Genomic DNA, 17,673 nt, shown 5'->3' on the forward strand with positions numbered 1-17,673 from the left:
CCCTGCACGTTACCCGCCAGTCGGCGGGTAACACTTTGAACGAGTCTTACCAGGTCTTACCTATTTTAAATTCCCAGCGTACATCTTCCATTTTGGTTGGCGACTTCGCTTCCTGCATTACCGGGAAGAAGGCTCCGGCACCAAACCATAATTTCAGTGAATCGACGGCAATATTAAATGACGGACCAACAACCCATTCGGTAGTTCCAGAATGGTTATTAATTACGCTGCCATTAGACAGTTTTTTCGTTCCAGAGGCATTATTGCTGTAGGCACTTTCCAGACCAAGATCCAGCGGTAAATCGCTAAACATATACCGCACCTGGGTATTCCACTGGAATTCGTTACCTCGTTTCACGTCCTGGTTACCGCGCTCAAATGGTCCCTGATATACAAAACCCATATCCCCTTTAATGTTAGGAGTAAATAATTTTGTTAAAGTGAGTGTTACTCTTCCTCCCCAGGCGCTATTCCCAGGCAAATGATTATCTCCATCTTGCCCGGTGGGTAGTAATACTGCCCCACCTACCGTAACCCAAAACGGATCACCTCTTCGCTGGCTCATTAAAGCATAATTGACCCCCACCGATTGGTCGCCCATTCCCTCTATGTGCTCAGGAGACAGATTGTCTCGTTTGTTATTGATATAGGAACCCACAGTTGATAATTCCAGTCTGTCGGTCAAACCGTAACGAATCTTCAATAACCATATCTGGGAGTAAACATCCGGACTTCCGTGCCCCTCGATTTGATGATCTTTATCGCGAAATGAGCTATTCACGGCGGTTAATAACTTTCCTTCCGGCAATACTGAACCACCAGAAATAGCGGTATTAACTGGTGCACCTAATAGATTACTGGGATTATTTTCTCCGTTAGCTGCCATTGCATTCATTAATAGAAAATATGTCATTAATGGCAGAAATATAAATCGTTTCATTATTCCCTCCAGGTATAAAAAACAAAGCGCTAAGTTAATAAATATTTACGTTATTTATGTTTATTTTTAATTTATAATTTAAATTAATAACTTGATGAATTTAATATACGGAAATTTTTGTAACTATATTGAGAGGTAAATAACGATTCCGGAGAGAAACCATTTGTAACTACATGTAAATATACTGTGTTGTTTTGATTAAATAACAGCAAGGTAAAAATGATGCACAATGAATCATTAGGCTCTAAAAAAGCGGTAATTTAATTCTGGCTAATACACTGATACAAACGCCAGGTTGCCTGACAGGAGCCAACGATTTAGTGTAATATATTGAATTAGTAACACTTTGTAGCCTGAATAAGGCACTCACACTGCATCCGACATAAACAAAGCGCACTTTATTAACAAGCTGAAAAGGCGCCGAAGCGCCTTTAGAAAACAGTCGAATCAGTAAATTACTGGTAGTCGCTAATCGGTACGCAGGAGCAGAACAGGTTACGGTCGCCATAAACATCATCCAGACGTTTCACCGTCGGCCAGTATTTGTCTGCCACGCCTGCCGGGAATACGGCAACTTCACGGCTGTACGGATGCGCCCACTCGGCGACCAGTTCGTTCTGAATGTGCGGCGCGTTCACCAGCGGGTTATCTTCCAGCGGCCAGACACCGGCTTTCACCTGGTCAATCTCTGCGCGGATAGCCAGCATCGCATCGATAAAGCGATCCAGCTCGGCCTTACCTTCAGATTCCGTCGGCTCTACCATCAGCGTGCCCGCCACCGGGAACGACATGGTTGGCGCATGGAAACCGTAGTCGATCAGACGCTTGGCAATATCCAGCTCGCTGATGCCGGTTTCTTCTTTCAATGGGCGAATATCAAGAATACATTCGTGCGCCACACGGCCATCGCGACCGGTATACAGTACCGGGTACGCGTCTTTCAGACGGCTGGCAATGTAGTTAGCGTTAAGAATCGCGACCTGGCTTGCCTGCTTCAGGCCTTCTGCGCCCATCATGCGGATGTACATCCAGCTGATTGGCAGGATAGAGGCACTACCGAACGGCGCGGCAGACACCGCGCCCTGACGGGTGAGCATCCCTTCGATTTGCACCACGCTATGACCCGGTACAAACGGTGCCAGATGCGCTTTAACGCCGATCGGTCCCATGCCTGGGCCGCCGCCGCCGTGCGGAATGCAAAAAGTTTTATGCAGGTTAAGATGCGAAACGTCCGCGCCAATAAAGCCCGGTGAGGTGATGCCGACCTGGGCGTTCATGTTCGCGCCGTCAAGGTAAACCTGACCGCCGAACTGGTGCACAACTTCACACACTTCACGGATCGTTTCTTCATAGACGCCGTGGGTGGACGGATAGGTCACCATGATGCAAGAGAGGTTCGCAGCATGTTGTTCTGCTTTTGCTCGCAGATCGTCCAGGTCGATGTTGCCGTTCTTATCACACGCCACAACCACCACCTGCATTCCTGCCATATGTGCAGAAGCAGGGTTAGTGCCGTGAGCAGAGGCCGGAATCAGGCAGATATCGCGATGCCCTTCGTTGCGGCTTTCGTGATAGTGACGAATCGCCAGCAGCCCCGCGTATTCCCCCTGTGCGCCGGAGTTAGGCTGCATACAGACGGCGTCGTACCCGGTGAGTTTCACCAGCCAGTCAGAAAGCTGGCTAATCATCTGATGATATCCTTCGGCCTGTTCCGGCGGGCAGAACGGGTGCAGTTCAGCGAATTCCGGCCAGGTGATAGGAATCATCTCGGCGGCGGCGTTCAGCTTCATGGTGCAGGAACCCAGCGGGATCATCGCCTGATTCAGCGCCAGATCTTTACGCTCCAGCGAGTGCATGTAGCGCATCATCTCGGTTTCGCTGTGGTAACGGTTAAATACCGGATGCGTCAGAATCGCATCGTCACGCAGCATACTTTGCTGAATGGAACGGCTATCAAGCGCCACGTCTTTATCCAGTGTTTCAATGTTCAGACCGTGGCTGTCGCCCAGCAAAACATTGAACAACTGCGCCACATTCTCACGGGTGGTGGTTTCATCGAGCGTAATACCAACCGCGTTATGAATATCGCTGCGCAGATTGATCTCTGCCGCTTCCGCACGCGCCAGTACCGCAGCTTTATCAGCGACTTCCACACACAGCGTGTCAAAGTAATGCGCATGACGCAGCTTTAAGCCTTTCTGTTGCAGACCTGCCGCCAGAATATCGGTCAGACGGTGGATACGATTAGCGATGCGCTTCAGACCGACCGGACCATGATAAACGGCATACAGACTGGCGATGTTAGCCAGCAGTACCTGCGAGGTACAAATGTTGGAGTTCGCTTTCTCACGACGGATATGCTGCTCGCGAGTCTGCATCGCCATGCGCAGTGCGGTATTGCCCGCCGCATCTTTTGAGACGCCGATAATACGGCCTGGCATGGAGCGTTTAAATTCGTCTTTGGCGGCAAAGAACGCCGCATGCGGGCCACCGTACCCCATCGGTACGCCGAAGCGTTGCGCAGAGCCGAAAACAATGTCCGCGCCCTGTTTACCCGGCGCGGTAAGCAGCACCAGCGCCATAAAATCGGCGGCGACGCTAACCACAACTTTACAGGATTTCAGCTCAGCAATCAGTGCGCTGTAGTCGTGAATTTCACCGGTGGTGCCTACCTGTTGTAACAGCACGCCAAACACATCCTGGTGATCCAGTGCTTTCGCCGCGTCATCCACAATGACGTCAAAGCCAAAGGTTTCGGCGCGAGTACGCACGACGTCCAGAGTTTGCGGATGGACATCAGAGGCGACAAAGAACCGGTTGGCATTTTTCAGTTTGCTGACGCGCTTTGCCATCGCCATCGCTTCAGCGGCGGCGGTCGCTTCATCCAGCAGAGAGGCGGAAGCCATGTCCAGCCCCGTCAGGTCCAGCGTCACCTGTTGGAAGTTGAGCAGCGCTTCCAGACGCCCCTGAGAGACTTCCGGCTGATAAGGGGTGTAGGCGGTATACCAGCCTGGATTTTCCAGCATGTTGCGCAGGATAACCGGCGGTAGCTGCACGGCGGTGTAGCCCATGCCAATGTACGACGTGAAGCGCTTGTTACGCCCGGCGATGGCTTTTAATTCCGCCAGTGCGGCATATTCGGTTGCCGCCTCGCCAACCTGCGGCGGAGTCGCGAGCTGAATGTCTTTCGGCACAATCTGACCTGTCAGCGCGTTTAACGACTCGGCGCCAACCGCATTCAGCATCTCTTGCTGCTGCGCGGCGTCCGGTCCGATGTGGCGTTCAATGAAAGCGCCGCGGTTTTCAAGCTGGCTTAACGTCTGTGTCATGGGCGATGGTTCCTGAAACGTGCAGTGAATCGTAGGTGTCTCTAACTCAATTGCCCGGTGGCGCTGACGCTTACCGGGCCTACGCGTGCGAAAACGAATACGCAAAATCATTCGCGTTGCAGTGAGTAGGCCGGATAAACATTAGCGCCATCCGGCACAACATTATTCGTCTTCTAACAATGCCTCATACGCGGTGGCATCCAGCAGCGATTCAAGTTCGCTTTCATCGCTGGCTTTGATTTTAAAGATCCAGCCACCGGCATACGGTTCGCTGTTCACCAGCTCCGGGGAGTCGCTCAGCGCATCGTTTACCGCCACGATCTCGCCGCTTACCGGCGCATAAATGTCGGACGCCGCTTTTACGGACTCCGCCACGGCGCAGTCGTCGCCCGCGCTTACGGTCGCGCCGACTTCCGGCAGATCAACAAAAACCATATCGCCCAACAGCTCCTGAGCGTGTTCAGTAATGCCAACGGTGTAAGTGCCATCCGCTTCTTTACGCAGCCATTCGTGTTCTTTGCTGTATTTCAGTTCTGCGGGTACGTTGCTCATCAATTAATCTCCAAAAAAGGATGAATCACGCGACGGCTTTGCCGTTACGCACAAAAACAGGTTTAGTCACTTTTACCGGCATTTCACGGTTACGAATTTGTACAATCGCCGTCTCGCCGATGCCCGCCGGAACGCGCGCCAGCGCAATGCTGTAGCCCAACGTTGGGGAAAACGTCCCGCTGGTGATAATGCCTTCTTGCTGATTGCCCTGCGCATCGGTAAAACGCACCGGCAGTTCATTACGCAATACGCCTTTCTCGGTCATCACCAGACCGACAAGCTGCTCATGGCCTTTTTCACGCTGCATCTCCAGCGCCTCACGGCCAATAAAGTCGCGGTCAGCAGGTTCCCAGGCGATAGTCCATCCCATATTAGCCGCCAGCGGAGAGATACCTTCATCCATCTCCTGACCGTACAGGTTCATGCCTGCTTCCAGACGCAGCGTGTCGCGCGCGCCAAGACCGCACGGCTTCACGCCCGCCTCCACCAGCGCACGCCAGAAATCCGCCGCTTTTTCATTCGGCATGGCGATTTCATAGCCCGCTTCGCCGGTATAACCGGTGGTGGCGATAAACAAATCATCCGCCTGTACGCCGAAGAACGGCTTCATACCTTCTACTGCATGGCGCTGTTGGTCAGTAAACAGAGTCGCCGCTTTTTCCTGCGCATTCGGCCCCTGTACCGCAATCAGCGACAGGTCGTCACGAACGGTGATGTCGATGGCATAAGGTTCAGCGTGTTGGGTAATCCAGGAGAGGTCTTTTTCGCGGGTGGCGGAGTTAACAACGAGACGGAAGAAATCTTCAGTGAAGTAGTAGACGATAAGGTCATCAATCACGCCGCCCGATGCGTTAAGCATACCGGAGTAGAGGGCTTTACCCGTCTTCGTTAGCTTCGCGACGTCGTTTGCCAGCAGATAACGTAGAAACTCCCGGGTGCGGCTGCCATGAAGATCGACAATGGTCATATGCGATACATCAAACATCCCGGCATCGGTGCGCACAGCGTGGTGTTCATCAAGCTGAGAGCCGTAATGCAGGGGCATCATCCAGCCATGAAAATCGACCATGCGGGCGCCGCATAGCGTGTGTTGTTCGTACAAAGGCGTCTGTTGGGCCATCTTTTCCTCGTTGAATTAGCGGGGGCTAACAACCATTTTCATGGGAAATCTTCGCCACGAAACCTGGCATCGACGCCCTTTTTCCTGCGCCGACGCAAACGTTCTCTTGCTCCTGAACTTACCACCGAACCAGGCGCTAAACCATAAGGCTGAATTTACCATCACATTAGCTTATGACTAAAAAACGCTAAAATCTCATCAGCACAAAAAACCAATATCACACTAAATAACCGTCATAAAAAGGAAGCTGATACGATTTACCACAACATAAATTAATATTAAATGCGGAAAAAATGTCTAAAATCGCGTTCGCCAAAAATAGTGGCATTAGAAAATATAATGCGAAATAAGCGGTGAAATTAGATTATTTCAAACGAGGAAAGCCCCCCGGCGCGATAGCCGGGAAAGCAAAGTGTGACGGGTTTCAAACTCTTGCTGGCGTGCAGTCAGACGCTTAACGAAGCCATTGCGGAAGGTCGTTTAGCCCCATTGCCTGGCGAAGCAGTTGGGGTTTGACGCCGGGGAGCGTATCCGCCAGTTTCAGCCCGATGTCACGCAGCAATTTTTTTGCCGGATTTTCGCCGGCAAACAGGTCACGAAAACCTTGCATCCCGGCAAGCATCATCGCCGCGCTATGTTTACGGCTACGCTCATAACGACGAAGATAAAGATGTTGACCAATGTCTTTGCCCTGGCGCTGAAGCCGGCGCAGATCGTCCACCAGTTCGGCCGCGTCCATAAAGCCGAGGTTGACGCCTTGCCCTGCCAGCGGGTGGATGGTGTGCGCGGCATCGCCGACCAATGCCAGACGATGCGCGGCAAACTGGCGAGCATAGCGGCCCGTCAGCGGAAAAATCTGCCGTTCGCTTTCCAGGCGGCATAAGCCCAGCCGATTATCGAAGGCGATAGTCAACGCCTGGTTAAACGCCTCGTCGCCGCTCTGTTGCATACGCTCCGCATCCTGCGGAGAAAGCGACCAGACAATGGAACACAGATGCGGATCGCTTAACGGCAAAAACGCCAGAATACCTTCACCATGAAACACCTGGCGAGCAACCGCGCCATGCGGCTCTTCGGTGCGGATAGTCGCTACCAGCGCATGGTGACGGTAGTCCCAGAAAGTTAAGGGAATATCCGCTTTGTTACGCAGCCAGGAGTTGGCGCCATCCGCGGCAATCACCAGACGCGCGGTTAACATCGCGCCGTCTTTTAAAGTCAGGAAGGCGTCGTTCTCTCCCCAGGCAACCTGCTGTAACTCCGCTGGCGCCATTAAGGTGATATCCGCCGCTTGCTGCGCTTTTTGCCACAGTGCGTAGTGAATGACGCTGTTTTCAACAATATGCCCCAGATGGCTATATCCCATGCTTGCGTCATCAAACGTAATACGGCCAAAGCTGTCTTTATCCCAGACTTCCATACCGTGGTAGCAACTTGCCCGTCGCGCCACAATGTTTGACCATACGCCAAGACGGGTAAGCAGTTTTTCGCTGGCGGCATTAATCGCCGACACCCGAAGCTGAGGCGGCGCATCGTTCGCCAACGGCTGGGGGACAACGTGATCCAGTACCGCAACGCGCAAGCCGCTCCCCTGCAAGCCGCAGGCGACAGCCAGTCCCACCATACCTCCGCCAACTATTGCTACATCAACACTTTGCACTATTTACTCCTGGAAACCGGAACAATCAAAACCGTAGGCCGGATAAGGCGAAACTGCCATCCGGTATTTTTACGAACACGATGCCGGATGGCGGCGTAAACGCCTTATCCGGCCTACAGATCGGCTTAACGCGCAACCCAACCTAAGGTCCGCTGTGCCAGCGCATCGCGCGCAGGTGGTAATAATTCCATCGCCATTAAACCGATATTGCGCCCAATAACCAGCGGCGCCCAACGATTTGCAAATAGATGGACCAGACCGTTCGTTACGCCAATCGTCGTATCCCGGTCAACCTGACGACGCTGCTGATAGCGCGATAACACGTGCCAGGCGCCAATATCCTCGCCCGCGTCCTGTGCCGCGACCAGCGTTTCCGCCAGGCTCATGACATCGCGCAGACCGAGATTAAACCCTTGTCCGGCGATAGGATGCAACGTCTGCGCCGCATTGCCGACCACGACAGTCCGGTGAGTAAACACTTTTGCCGCCGTAGTCAGGGCAAGCGGATACGCGCTGCGCTTACCCGCCTGAGTAATTCGCCCCAGCCGCCAGCCGAACGCGGCCTGCAACGCATGACAAAACTGCGCGTCGGACCAGCTCAGCACCTCATCGCGCTGGTCGAGCGGGTGACACCAAACCAGCGAACATCGGCCATGCGACATCGGCAACATCGCCAGCGGGCCATTGGGGGTAAAACGTTCAAAGGCGCGTCCCTGATGCGGGATAGCGGTTGCGACATTCGCTATCACCGCTAACTGTTCGTAAGGCTCCTGACGCCAGTCAACGCCGCAGACTGACGCGAGCGCGGAGTGGGTACCGTTAGCCGCCACCAGCACGCTGCCAGCTATCACATTGCCGTTTTCCAGAGTGACGTTAACTTGCTGTTGGGTACGCGACACGCTGGCTACGCGCTCCGGGCAGTGCAGCGTAACGCCTGGCGCTTTACGCAAGAGCGCAAACAGACGCAGCCCGATATCATGCAGCTCCGCAACGTGCCCCAACGCTGCCAGACTGTAGTCCTGCGCGTCGAGAGTCACAAATCCGGCATGACCGCGATCGCTGACGTGTACGGTGTTGATTGCCGTTGCGCAATCGGAAATCGCCTGCCAGACGCCAATTCGCGCCAGTTGCTGGCAAGTGCCCGCCGCCAGCGCAATCGCTCTGGCGTCAAAGCCGGGATGACCGTCGGCTTCAGGCGCTTTCGCTTCAATCAGGTGTACCGGCAACGTCCCATGACTGAACTGAGAGATAGCCAGCGCCAGCGTCGCGCCTGCCATGCCGCCGCCAACGATAATGACGCTCATTGCTGCCGCGCCGCCGCCATTAATGCCTCAATGTCATCCGCCTTCTTCACAACGCCAGCGGTCAGGTTTTCATTACCGGTTTCGGTAATGACAATGTCATCTTCAATTCGAACGCCAATGCCGCGATACGCTTCCGGCACGTCGGCATCCGGCGCGATATAGAGGCCTGGCTCTACGGTCAGTACCATGCCCGGCTCCAGGATGCGGGAGCGATCCGGCCCATAAACGCCGACATCATGAACATCCAGCCCCAGCCAGTGGCTCAAGCCATGCATAAAGAAAGGACGATGCGCATTTTCGGCAATCAGTTGATCAACCTCTCCTTGCAAAATCCCCAGCTTCACCAGCCCGGTTATCATGATGCGCACGACTTCGCCGGTCACCTCCTGAATAGAGGTGCCAGGACGGAACAGTCGCAGGCTGGTCTCCAGCGATTCCAGAACGATGTCATAAATTTCACGCTGGGCTGGCGTGAATTTCCCGTTCACCGGGAAAGTACGCGTGATGTCGCCCGCGTAACCTTTATATTCACAGCCCGCGTCGATAAGCACTAAATCGCCGTCGCGCATTTCACTTTCGTTTTCAGTGTAATGCAGGATACAGCCATTTTCGCCGCTGCCGACAATGGTGTTATAGGAGGGATAGCGCGCGCCGTGGCGATTAAATTCGTGGTGAATTTCCCCCTCCAGCTGATACTCAAACATCCCCGGACGGCATTTTTCCATCGCGCGGATATGCGCCAGCGCGCTAATTTCCCCGGCACGGCGCAGGACAGCAATCTCTTCCGGCGATTTGAACAGGCGCATCTCATGGACGATCGGTCGCCAGTCAGTCATGGTGGCCGGCGCGGTCAGATTCTGGCGGGAGCCTTTACGCAGCTTCTCCAGCGCAGCCAGAACAATCTCGTCGGCATACGCATATTCGCCCTGCGCGTGGTACACCACATCCAGACCATTAAGCAACTGAAAGAGTTGCTGGTTGATTTCGCTAAACGCCAGCGCCCGGTCAACGCCCAGTTTTTCCGGCGCGGCATCCTGTCCTAAACGGCGACCAAACCAGATTTCCGCCGTCAGGTCGCGAACGCGGTTGAACAAAACGCTGTGGTTGTGGGTGTCATCACTCTTAATCAGTACCAGCACGGCTTCCGGTTCGTTAAAACCGGTGAAATACCAGAAGTCGCTACTCTGGCGATACGGATATTCACTGTCTGCGCTGCGCGTCGCCTCCGGCGCGGCAAAGATCAGCGCGGCGCTGCCGGGCTGCATTTGCGCCAGTAATGCCTGGCGACGGCGTTGGTATTCCTGCTGAGTCATGACATGGCCTCCATTTCGTTTTTTCTTAGTGTAGCGTCGGTTTACGCACTTCCGGCGCGGTCGGCTGTTGGCGCGTGAAAGTGTCATGACATAACAGCGCCGCAACACGGACATATTCGATGATCTCTTCGAGCGACATCTCCAGCTCTTCCTGATCTTCGCTCTCATCATAACCAAGCTGCGCAATATTACGCAGGTCGTCAATCGCTTCACCCGTTTCGCCGGTGACTTTATCAAGTTTAGGCTGCGTTACGCCGAGGCCAAGCAAAAAGTGGTTAACCCACCCGGCTAATGCATCTGCGCGATCGAATACGCTGACATCGTCGCCTTCAGGCAGATAAAGCTGAAAAAGAAAGCCGTCGTCTTCCAGCGCGTCGCTGGTCGCCGCGTGCATTTTGCGCAGCGCCTGAGCAAGCTCATGCCCGAAGGCCAGACCTTCGTTCGTCAGGTCGTGCAACAGCGGCTGCCATGAGCTGTCGTTGTTGCCGCCGCAAATCATCCCGCTGATTAAACCATGCATTTCAGCCGGGGTCAGACCGGCCCCTTGTTGATTCAAAAACCGGTTCATTTCGTTGTAACCAGGCATTTCGTTCTGTATAGACATAAGCATTCGTCATCAAAGGGAGGATATTCATGATATGCTACCACTTTGGACCCTGGTGAACCAGAAAAGGGCTTGTATCTTCACACCAGGGTAGCTATAGTGTCGCCCCTTCGCGGACCCTGGGTCTGGAGACGAAGGCAGCGCAGTCAATCAGCAGGAAGGTGGCATGTCTGCACAACCCGTCGATATCCAAATATTTGGCCGTTCACTGCGAGTGAATTGCCCGCCTGACCAAAGGGATGCGTTGAATCAGGCTGCGGACGATCTGAATCAGCGGTTGCAAGATCTGAAAGTTCGCACTAGAGTCACAAATACTGAGCAGTTGGTTTTCATTGCCGCATTGAATATCAGCTATGAGTTAACTCAGGAAAAAGCGAAGACCCGCGATTACGCGGCGAGCATGGAACAACGTATTCGGATGCTACAACAGACCATCGAACAGGCGTTGCTTGATCAAGGTCGCATAACCGAAAAAACGGGCCAAAACTTTGAATAACACTTTTCGCTTTACTATGGTAAAGTGATTGTGAAAACAGAATTTCTCTGAGATGTTTGCAAGCGGGCCAGTCCCCTGAGCCGATATTTCATACCACAAGAATGTGGCGCTCCGCGGTTGGTGAGCATGCTCGGTTCGTCCGAGAAGCCTTAAAACTGTGACGACACATTCACCTTGAACCAAGGGTTCAAGGGTTACAGCCTGCGGCGGCATCTCGGAGATTCCCCTTCTGACTGGCGACAGCCATGACGCAACTTCCCGAACTCTCTTTATCACGACAAGAAATCCGCCGAATGATTCGGCAACGTCGCCGTGCGCTGACGCCAGAGCAGCAACGCCGCTTTGGTCAACAGGCCGCCGCCCGAATGCTCAGCTTTCCTCCCGTCGTGATGGCGCACACTGTCGCCGTGTTTCTCTCCTTTGATGGCGAACTCGACACCCAGCCGCTGATAGAACAGCTATGGCAAGCGGGCAAGCGCGTCTACCTTCCGGTTCTTCATCCCTTTAGCCCTGGCAACCTCCTGTTCCTGCACTATCATCCGCAGAGTGCGCTGGTGACCAACCGCTTAAAGATCCAGGAGCCACGGCTTGATGTCCGCGACGTATTGCCGCTGGCAAAGCTGGATGTGCTGGTAACGTCGTTAGTGGCGTTTGACGAAGGCGGGCAGCGCCTGGGGATGGGCGGCGGATTTTATGACCGTACGCTACAAAACTGGCAGCAGCATAAGATCCTACCTGTGGGTTACGCGCATGATTGCCAGTTAGTGGAAAAGCTGCCGGTTGAAGAGTGGGATATCCCGCTGCCTGCGGTGGTGACGCCGTCCAAAATTTGGGAGTGGTAGCCGTGTTTTGCCGATTGACAGCGTCGCTTTTTTGACCTAAATTTCTCGGTGAAGGGTGAGGGAGGCGAACCTCCCTCCTGCGTACTCTCTGTTAATATGCTGGCGTAGCGATGATTAACAGGATCAGCAGCATGATGACGTATCTCATCATCGTCCCTTTCCTTTTTAGAGCCCCTGCTTCGGTAGGGGCTTTCCCGTTTCAGCGCTATGCTGAGCCCTTATCGTAAATTCCTTTTATTGCTGTACAACACGCAACGCTGCCTTTAATTACCAATTGCGGCAAGGCTCGAAAACAGAATGTATGCGTTACACGAAGAGATGTTGAGGCAGGGAAACCAGAAGAAAGGATGGGCAGGTCATCTCCTGCCCATTTAGAGGAAATTAGTACAGCAGACGGGCGCGAATGGTGCCCGGAATCGCCTTCATCGCCAGCAGCGCTTTCTCCGCCACATCGCCATCGGCTTCTATATCAATTACCACATACCCCATTCGGGCGGAGGTTTGCAGATACTGTGCGGCAATGTTAACGCCCTGCTCGGCAAAGATCTGGTTAAGCGCGGTCAATACGCCCGGGCGGTTTTCGTGGATGTGCATCAGGCGACGACCGCCGTGCAGCGGCAGCGACACTTCCGGGAAGTTCACGGCGGACAGCGTCGAGCCGTTATCCGAGTACTTAATCAGTTTTCCTGCGACTTCCAGACCGATGTTTTCTTGCGCCTCCTGCGTCGAGCCGCCGATATGCGGCGTCAGGATCACGTTATCGAATTCGCACAGCGGAGAGGTAAACGGATCGCTATTAGTGGCCGGTTCCGTCGGGAAGACGTCGATAGCCGCCCCCGCCAGATGTTTCGTCGCCAGCGCGTCGCACAAAGCCGGGATATCCACTACCGTACCGCGCGCGGCGTTAATCAGCAGCGAACCCGGCTTCATCAGGGCAATCTCTTTTGCGCCCATCATGTTTTTGGTGGAGGCGTTTTCAGGTACGTGCAGACTGACCACATCGCTCATATTCAGCAATTCAGACAGGTGCTGCACCTGAGTTGCGTTACCAAGCGGCAGTTTATTTTCAATATCATAGAAATAGACATGCATCCCCAGCGATTCCGCCAGAATGCCCAACTGCGTTCCGATATGGCCGTAACCGATAATGCCAAGCTTTTTACCGCGCGCTTCGAACGATCCCGCCGCCAGTTTATTCCATACGCCGCGGTGCGCTTTGGCGTTCGCTTCCGGCACGCCGCGCAGCAGCAGCAATAGCTCGCCAATCACCAGCTCCGCCACGGAACGGGTATTCGAGAATGGCGCGTTAAAGACCGGAATACCGCGTTTTGCCGCCGCATTTAAATCCACCTGGTTGGTGCCGATGCAAAAACAGCCAATCGCCACCAGCTTCTCTGCGGCGTTAATCACTTCTTCTGTCAGATGAGTACGGGATCGCAGACCGATGAAGTGGGCATCGCGGATGGACGCTTTCAACTGTTCAGCGTCCAGCGCGCCCTTGTGATATTCAATGTTGGTGTAACCTGCCGCACGAAGGCTTTCCAGCGCCTTTTGATGCACCCCTTCAACCAGCAGAAATTTAATTTTATCTTTCTCCAGCGATACCTTTGCCATTTCCCCGATCCTGTCTTTTTTTGCCATCTGATGTTGTGTATGGATTTGCATCCGTCCTTCAACATATCAAAAAAAATTATCACGGCAATATGAACGTTTGCGCCAGCGTCGTGAAGGAATCGCATACAGCGGGAAATAGCAGATGAAAATACCGGGAATAACTTTTTCTTTGGAGGGATCGGCAGGGCAAACGATTAAACGTGATACATGTCACCAAATTTGCCCTGACCGAATTTTTTACGCGGCAGGAAATACGCCTGGCGGGATCATTTTACGATGGTTTTCACCCCGTCCGGCGTGCCGATCAGTGCGACATCGGCGCCACGGTTGGCGAACAACCCTACGGTCACGACGCCCGGAATCGCGTTAATGGCGTTTTCCAGCGCGATGGGATCAAGGATTTCCATACCATAAACATCCAGAATCACGTTGCCGTTATCCGTGACCACGTTCTGACGGTACTCCGGACGCCCGCCCAGCTTCACCAGTTGACGAGCGACCGCACTGCGCGCCATCGGAATCACTTCGACCGGCAACGGGAATTTGCCAAGAATATCTACCTGCTTAGAGGCATCCGCAATGCAGATAAATTTCTCCGCCACGGAAGCAATAATTTTCTCACGGGTTAATGCCGCGCCGCCGCCTTTGATCATCTGCATATGACCGTTGATTTCGTCCGCGCCATCGACATAGATACCCAGGCTATCCACTTCGTTGAGATCAAACACATGAATACCGAGGCCTTTGAGTTTTTCAGTCGAGGCGTCCGAGCTGGAGACCGCGCCTTCAATCTGGCCTTTCATTGTGCCCAGCGCATCAATAAAGTGTGCGGCCGTTGAGCCTGTACCAACGCCCACAATGGTGCCGGGCTGTACATACTGAAGTGCCGCCCATCCTACCGCTTTTTTCAGTTCATCCTGCGTCATAGATCGTTTCGCCTGTGGTGTGAAAATACAGCCGCATTATAGAACATTGTCGGGAAAAATCTCCGTGTCCGTACACAGGCTACGGATTTCATCTGTACCGACGGCAAATTTATGTCATAGTGCGGAAAAAAATAACAGGAGCATGACACAACAATGAAACGTCCGGACTACAGAACACTACAGGCGCTGGATGCCGTTATACGTGAACGAGGATTCGAGCGCGCCGCCCAGAAGCTGTGCATCACGCAATCCGCCGTCTCACAGCGCATAAAACAGCTTGAGAATATGTTCGGACAACCTTTGTTGGTGCGTACCGTTCCTCCTCGCCCCACGGAACAAGGACAAAAATTACTGGCTCTGCTGCGTCAGGTTGAACTGCTGGAAGAAGAGTGGCTGGGCGATGAACAAACCGGCTCTACGCCGCTGCTTCTGTCGCTGGCGGTTAACGCCGACAGTCTGGCGACCTGGCTGCTTCCGGCGCTGGCGCCGGTGCTGGCGGACTCCCCTATCCGTCTCAATTTACAGGTGGAAGATGAAACGCGCACGCAAGAACGTCTGCGGCGCGGCGAGGTGGTGGGCGCGGTGAGTATTCAGCATCAGGCGCTGCCCAGCTGCCTGGTAGACAAACTGGGCGCACTCGACTATCTGTTTGTCGCGTCAAAGCCGTTTGCCGAGCGCTATTTCCCCAATGGCGTTACCCGGTCGTCGCTGCTGAAAGCGCCCGCCGTCGCGTTCGACCATCTGGATGATATGCATCAGGCCTTTTTGCAACAGAATTTCGATCTACCGCCCGGCAGCGTGCCGTGCCATATCGTTAATTCATCCGAAGCGTTTGTACAGCTTGCGCGTCAGGGCACGACCTGCTGCATGATCCCTCACCTGCAGATTGAGAAAGAGCTGGAAAGCGGCGAGTTGATCAACTTAACGCCTGGTTTGCTACAGCGCCGGATGCTTTACTGGCACCGCTTTGCCCCGGAAAGCCGAATGATGCGCAAAGTGACCGACGCGCTGCTGGAGTACGGGCACAAGGTGCTGCGTCAGGATTAGCCTCTCTATGAATGCCGGATGGCGGTGTGAACGTCTTATCCGGCCTGCATGACCCATTATTCCCTCGTCACTTCTTTGAAATTCATCACAAAATCATTGCGTTCAGGCGGCAAAAAACGACGCGCCATTGGCTATTTTTTGCTGGCGACAAGGCGATTCAAAACGCTCACCGTATTAGCAAATCTTCATTTCATTGCGTAATACGGAGCAAAAAACGAGAACACCGGGAGAAAACGCGGCCTGGAAGCGCCCAGGCCGGGCGAGATTACTGCGTGCTGGCGGCCGTTGTCGACGTCTGCCCTGTTCCAGGTTCAAGCTGGAATACCACATCGACCTGATCGTCGAACTGAATGGTCGGCTGCTCGTAAGTTTCCTGCGCGGATACCGGCGCAGCATCTGCGGCTTTCATCATTCGCACCACCGGACTCGGCTGATAATTAGAGACATGGTAACGAACGCTGTAAACCGGCCCCAATTTGCTGTTAAAACCGGCTGCCAGCGCTTGCGCCTGATGAATCGCGTCATCAATGGCGGCTTTGCGGGCCTTGTCTTTATAGGCGTCCGGTTGCGCTACGCCCAGCGATACCGAACGAATCTCGTTCAGACCCGCCTTCAGCGCGCCGTCCAGCAGCGAATTAAGTTTATCTAACTGACGCAGCGTCACCTCAACGGTTCGCACCGCGCGATACCCTTTCAGAATGCTTTTACCGTTTTGGTAATCATAATCCGGCTGCGTGCGCAGATTCGCCGCGCTAATGTCTTTTTTCGCAATCTGATTTTGCTCAAGGAAGGAAAGATATTGCGCCACGCGCTCATCGGCCTGCTTCTTCGCCGTCGCCGCATCCTTCGCCGCGACGTTCACTTCAATCGCTAAGGTGGCGATATCAGGCACAGCATCGACGCTTGCCGTACCGGAAGTCACGATGTGCGGGCCTTCCGGCAATTCGCTTGCCTGCGCCGACATTGCACTTAAACCCACTAATGCCGCCAGGGCCATCACTTTGAACTTCACAGTCTCTCCTCCATATTGCAGTCATTGCCCTGATATACAGGGCGCATGCAGGCAAGCTTAGCGGATATCGGCCTGTTGTCCATCAGACAACGCTTAGTTGAAAAGCGCGTGCATATGCGCGACGCCTTCCCGCGCCAGTTGGAAGGCGATAAGCCACATCACCACCCCAACCAGAATGTTGATAATGCGTTGAGCTTTCGCCGTACGCAGTCGAGGCGCAAGCCAGGCCGCCAGTAGCGCTAACCCAAAAAACCATAAGAACGACGCGCTAATCGTGCCGAGGGCGAACCAGCGCTTTGGCTCCATAGCCAGTTGTCCGCCGAGACTGCCCAACACGACAAACGTATCCAGATAAACGTGCGGATTCAGCCACGTTACCGCCAACATCGTAGCAATAATTTTCCAGCGCCCCTGCTTCATAACCTCGGCGCTGGCCAGCTCCAGATTACTGCTCATTGCCGTTTTCAGCGCGCCAAAACCGTACCATAACAAGAACGCAACCCCGCCCCATGTGACCAGCGCCAGCAGCCACGGCGACTGCATCAGCAACGCGCTACCGCCAAAAATACCGGCGCTAATCAGGACTAAATCACTTAACGCGCAAAGCAGCGCTATCATGAGGTGGTACTGGCGACGAATTCCCTGATTCATCACAAACGCATTTTGCGGGCCAAGCGGAAGGATCATGGCGGCGCCAAGGGCAAGCCCTTGAAAATAATAAGATATCACGTTAACTACCCTGAGCTGTTTTTCTTAAAGGCAGACTATAGCGCGGGAATATTATTAGCGGAAATTGATAATTTTAATCACTAATAAGAAAAGCTAATGAAGAGACTGAATAACGGATGGCGGCTACGCTTATCCGCTCAATAACCAGAGAATACTGGAGGCGGATAAGCGCAGCACCGGCAGGCAGC

General features: G+C 53.8%; 15 protein-coding genes and 1 other RNA gene. 4 read left to right on the forward strand and 12 right to left on the reverse strand.

Going from position 1 to position 17,673, the window contains the following annotated elements; translation table 11 throughout:
* Positions 1 to 46 precede the first annotated feature (46 nt).
* The 8 genes from ACLJZ5_RS07445 to ACLJZ5_RS07480 form a co-directional block, all read right to left on the reverse strand.
* Positions 47 to 940 (reverse strand): transporter, encoded by an 894-nt coding sequence (locus ACLJZ5_RS07445; protein WP_000819375.1) that lies wholly within the window; start codon positions 938 to 940, stop codon positions 47 to 49.
* 455 nt (positions 941 to 1,395) lie between these two features.
* Complete coding sequence (gcvP, locus tag ACLJZ5_RS07450) at positions 1,396 to 4,269, reverse strand: aminomethyl-transferring glycine dehydrogenase (RefSeq protein WP_024797516.1); 2,874 nt, start codon at positions 4,267 to 4,269, stop codon at positions 1,396 to 1,398.
* Positions 4,270 to 4,431: 162 nt separating this feature from the next.
* Positions 4,432 to 4,821 (reverse strand): glycine cleavage system protein GcvH, encoded by a 390-nt coding sequence (gcvH, locus tag ACLJZ5_RS07455; RefSeq protein ID WP_001295377.1) that lies wholly within the window; start codon positions 4,819 to 4,821, stop codon positions 4,432 to 4,434.
* Positions 4,822 to 4,846: 25 nt separating this feature from the next.
* On the reverse strand, positions 4,847 to 5,941 hold the full coding sequence (gene gcvT, locus ACLJZ5_RS07460) for a glycine cleavage system aminomethyltransferase GcvT (RefSeq protein WP_000068736.1): 1,095 nt from the start codon (positions 5,939 to 5,941) through the stop codon (positions 4,847 to 4,849).
* A 454-nt stretch (positions 5,942 to 6,395) separates the two neighbouring features.
* The gene (ubiI, locus tag ACLJZ5_RS07465) at positions 6,396 to 7,598 is read right to left on the reverse strand and encodes an FAD-dependent 2-octaprenylphenol hydroxylase (RefSeq protein ID WP_001192143.1); all 1,203 of its coding nucleotides are present in this window, start codon (positions 7,596 to 7,598) and stop codon (positions 6,396 to 6,398) included.
* 125 nt (positions 7,599 to 7,723) lie between these two features.
* A complete protein-coding gene (gene ubiH, locus ACLJZ5_RS07470; protein WP_024797517.1) occupies positions 7,724 to 8,902 on the reverse strand; it encodes a 2-octaprenyl-6-methoxyphenyl hydroxylase in 1,179 nt (392 codons plus the stop codon).
* Positions 8,899 to 10,215 (reverse strand): Xaa-Pro aminopeptidase, encoded by a 1,317-nt coding sequence (pepP, locus tag ACLJZ5_RS07475; RefSeq protein WP_000193681.1) that lies wholly within the window; start codon positions 10,213 to 10,215, stop codon positions 8,899 to 8,901. Before pepP ends, ubiH begins: the two co-directional genes overlap by 4 nt.
* Before the next feature lie 25 nt (positions 10,216 to 10,240).
* A complete protein-coding gene (locus ACLJZ5_RS07480) occupies positions 10,241 to 10,819 on the reverse strand; it encodes a YecA family protein (protein WP_000027236.1) in 579 nt (192 codons plus the stop codon).
* Positions 10,820 to 10,985: 166 nt separating this feature from the next.
* Here ACLJZ5_RS07480 and zapA point away from each other — a divergent pair, with 166 nt between their 5' ends.
* The 3 genes from zapA to ACLJZ5_RS07495 all read left to right on the forward strand — a co-directional run bounded on the left by zapA (position 10,986) and on the right by ACLJZ5_RS07495 (position 12,157).
* Entirely contained in the window at positions 10,986 to 11,315 is a 330-nt protein-coding gene (gene zapA, locus ACLJZ5_RS07485; protein WP_001276011.1) for a cell division protein ZapA, read from the forward strand.
* Between the two features lie 41 nt (positions 11,316 to 11,356).
* Positions 11,357 to 11,540, forward strand: a non-coding RNA gene (ssrS, locus tag ACLJZ5_RS07490) — 6S RNA.
* Between the two features lie 20 nt (positions 11,541 to 11,560).
* On the forward strand, positions 11,561 to 12,157 hold the full coding sequence (locus ACLJZ5_RS07495) for a 5-formyltetrahydrofolate cyclo-ligase (RefSeq protein ID WP_031617851.1): 597 nt from the start codon (positions 11,561 to 11,563) through the stop codon (positions 12,155 to 12,157).
* 381 nt (positions 12,158 to 12,538) lie between these two features.
* Here ACLJZ5_RS07495 and serA read toward each other — a convergent pair whose 3' ends face one another.
* Positions 12,539 to 13,771, reverse strand: coding sequence for a phosphoglycerate dehydrogenase (gene serA / locus ACLJZ5_RS07500; protein ID WP_001151627.1), 1,233 nt, complete (start codon positions 13,769 to 13,771; stop codon positions 12,539 to 12,541).
* Positions 13,772 to 14,037: 266 nt separating this feature from the next.
* Complete coding sequence (gene rpiA, locus ACLJZ5_RS07505; RefSeq protein WP_000189741.1) at positions 14,038 to 14,697, reverse strand: ribose-5-phosphate isomerase RpiA; 660 nt, start codon at positions 14,695 to 14,697, stop codon at positions 14,038 to 14,040.
* 153 nt (positions 14,698 to 14,850) lie between these two features.
* Here rpiA and argP point away from each other — a divergent pair, with 153 nt between their 5' ends.
* On the forward strand, positions 14,851 to 15,744 hold the full coding sequence (gene argP / locus ACLJZ5_RS07510; RefSeq protein WP_000828345.1) for a DNA-binding transcriptional regulator ArgP: 894 nt from the start codon (positions 14,851 to 14,853) through the stop codon (positions 15,742 to 15,744).
* A 265-nt stretch (positions 15,745 to 16,009) separates the two neighbouring features.
* Here argP and ACLJZ5_RS07515 read toward each other — a convergent pair whose 3' ends face one another.
* Both ACLJZ5_RS07515 and argO read right to left on the reverse strand, forming a co-directional pair.
* Complete coding sequence (locus ACLJZ5_RS07515; RefSeq protein WP_000669854.1) at positions 16,010 to 16,756, reverse strand: oxidative stress defense protein; 747 nt, start codon at positions 16,754 to 16,756, stop codon at positions 16,010 to 16,012.
* 93 nt (positions 16,757 to 16,849) lie between these two features.
* The gene (gene argO / locus ACLJZ5_RS07520; protein WP_000626876.1) at positions 16,850 to 17,485 is read right to left on the reverse strand and encodes an arginine exporter ArgO; all 636 of its coding nucleotides are present in this window, start codon (positions 17,483 to 17,485) and stop codon (positions 16,850 to 16,852) included.
* Positions 17,486 to 17,673: the final 188 nt, after the last annotated feature.

Source organism: Salmonella sp. 5800, from assembly GCF_046558195.1.
Classification (GTDB): Bacteria; Pseudomonadota; Gammaproteobacteria; order Enterobacterales; family Enterobacteriaceae; genus Salmonella; species Salmonella enterica.

Excerpts from the sequence above, each read along its gene's own strand:
- gcvT (WP_000068736.1), bottom strand. The coding sequence starts at position 5,941 with ATGGCCCAACAGACGCCTTTGTACGAACAACACACGCTATGCGGCGCC.
- zapA (WP_001276011.1), top strand. The coding sequence starts at position 10,986 with ATGTCTGCACAACCCGTCGATATCCAAATATTTGGCCGTTCACTGCGA.
- ACLJZ5_RS07495 (WP_031617851.1), top strand. The coding sequence starts at position 11,561 with ATGACGCAACTTCCCGAACTCTCTTTATCACGACAAGAAATCCGCCGA.
- gcvP (WP_024797516.1), bottom strand. The coding sequence starts at position 4,269 with ATGACACAGACGTTAAGCCAGCTTGAAAACCGCGGCGCTTTCATTGAA.
- rpiA (WP_000189741.1), bottom strand. The coding sequence starts at position 14,697 with ATGACGCAGGATGAACTGAAAAAAGCGGTAGGATGGGCGGCACTTCAG.
- argP (WP_000828345.1), top strand. The coding sequence starts at position 14,851 with ATGAAACGTCCGGACTACAGAACACTACAGGCGCTGGATGCCGTTATA.
- ubiH (WP_024797517.1), bottom strand. The coding sequence starts at position 8,902 with ATGAGCGTCATTATCGTTGGCGGCGGCATGGCAGGCGCGACGCTGGCG.
- ACLJZ5_RS07445 (WP_000819375.1), bottom strand. The coding sequence starts at position 940 with ATGAAACGATTTATATTTCTGCCATTAATGACATATTTTCTATTAATG.
- pepP (WP_000193681.1), bottom strand. The coding sequence starts at position 10,215 with ATGACTCAGCAGGAATACCAACGCCGTCGCCAGGCATTACTGGCGCAA.
- ACLJZ5_RS07480 (WP_000027236.1), bottom strand. The coding sequence starts at position 10,819 with ATGTCTATACAGAACGAAATGCCTGGTTACAACGAAATGAACCGGTTT.
- serA (WP_001151627.1), bottom strand. The coding sequence starts at position 13,771 with ATGGCAAAGGTATCGCTGGAGAAAGATAAAATTAAATTTCTGCTGGTT.
- gcvH (WP_001295377.1), bottom strand. The coding sequence starts at position 4,821 with ATGAGCAACGTACCCGCAGAACTGAAATACAGCAAAGAACACGAATGG.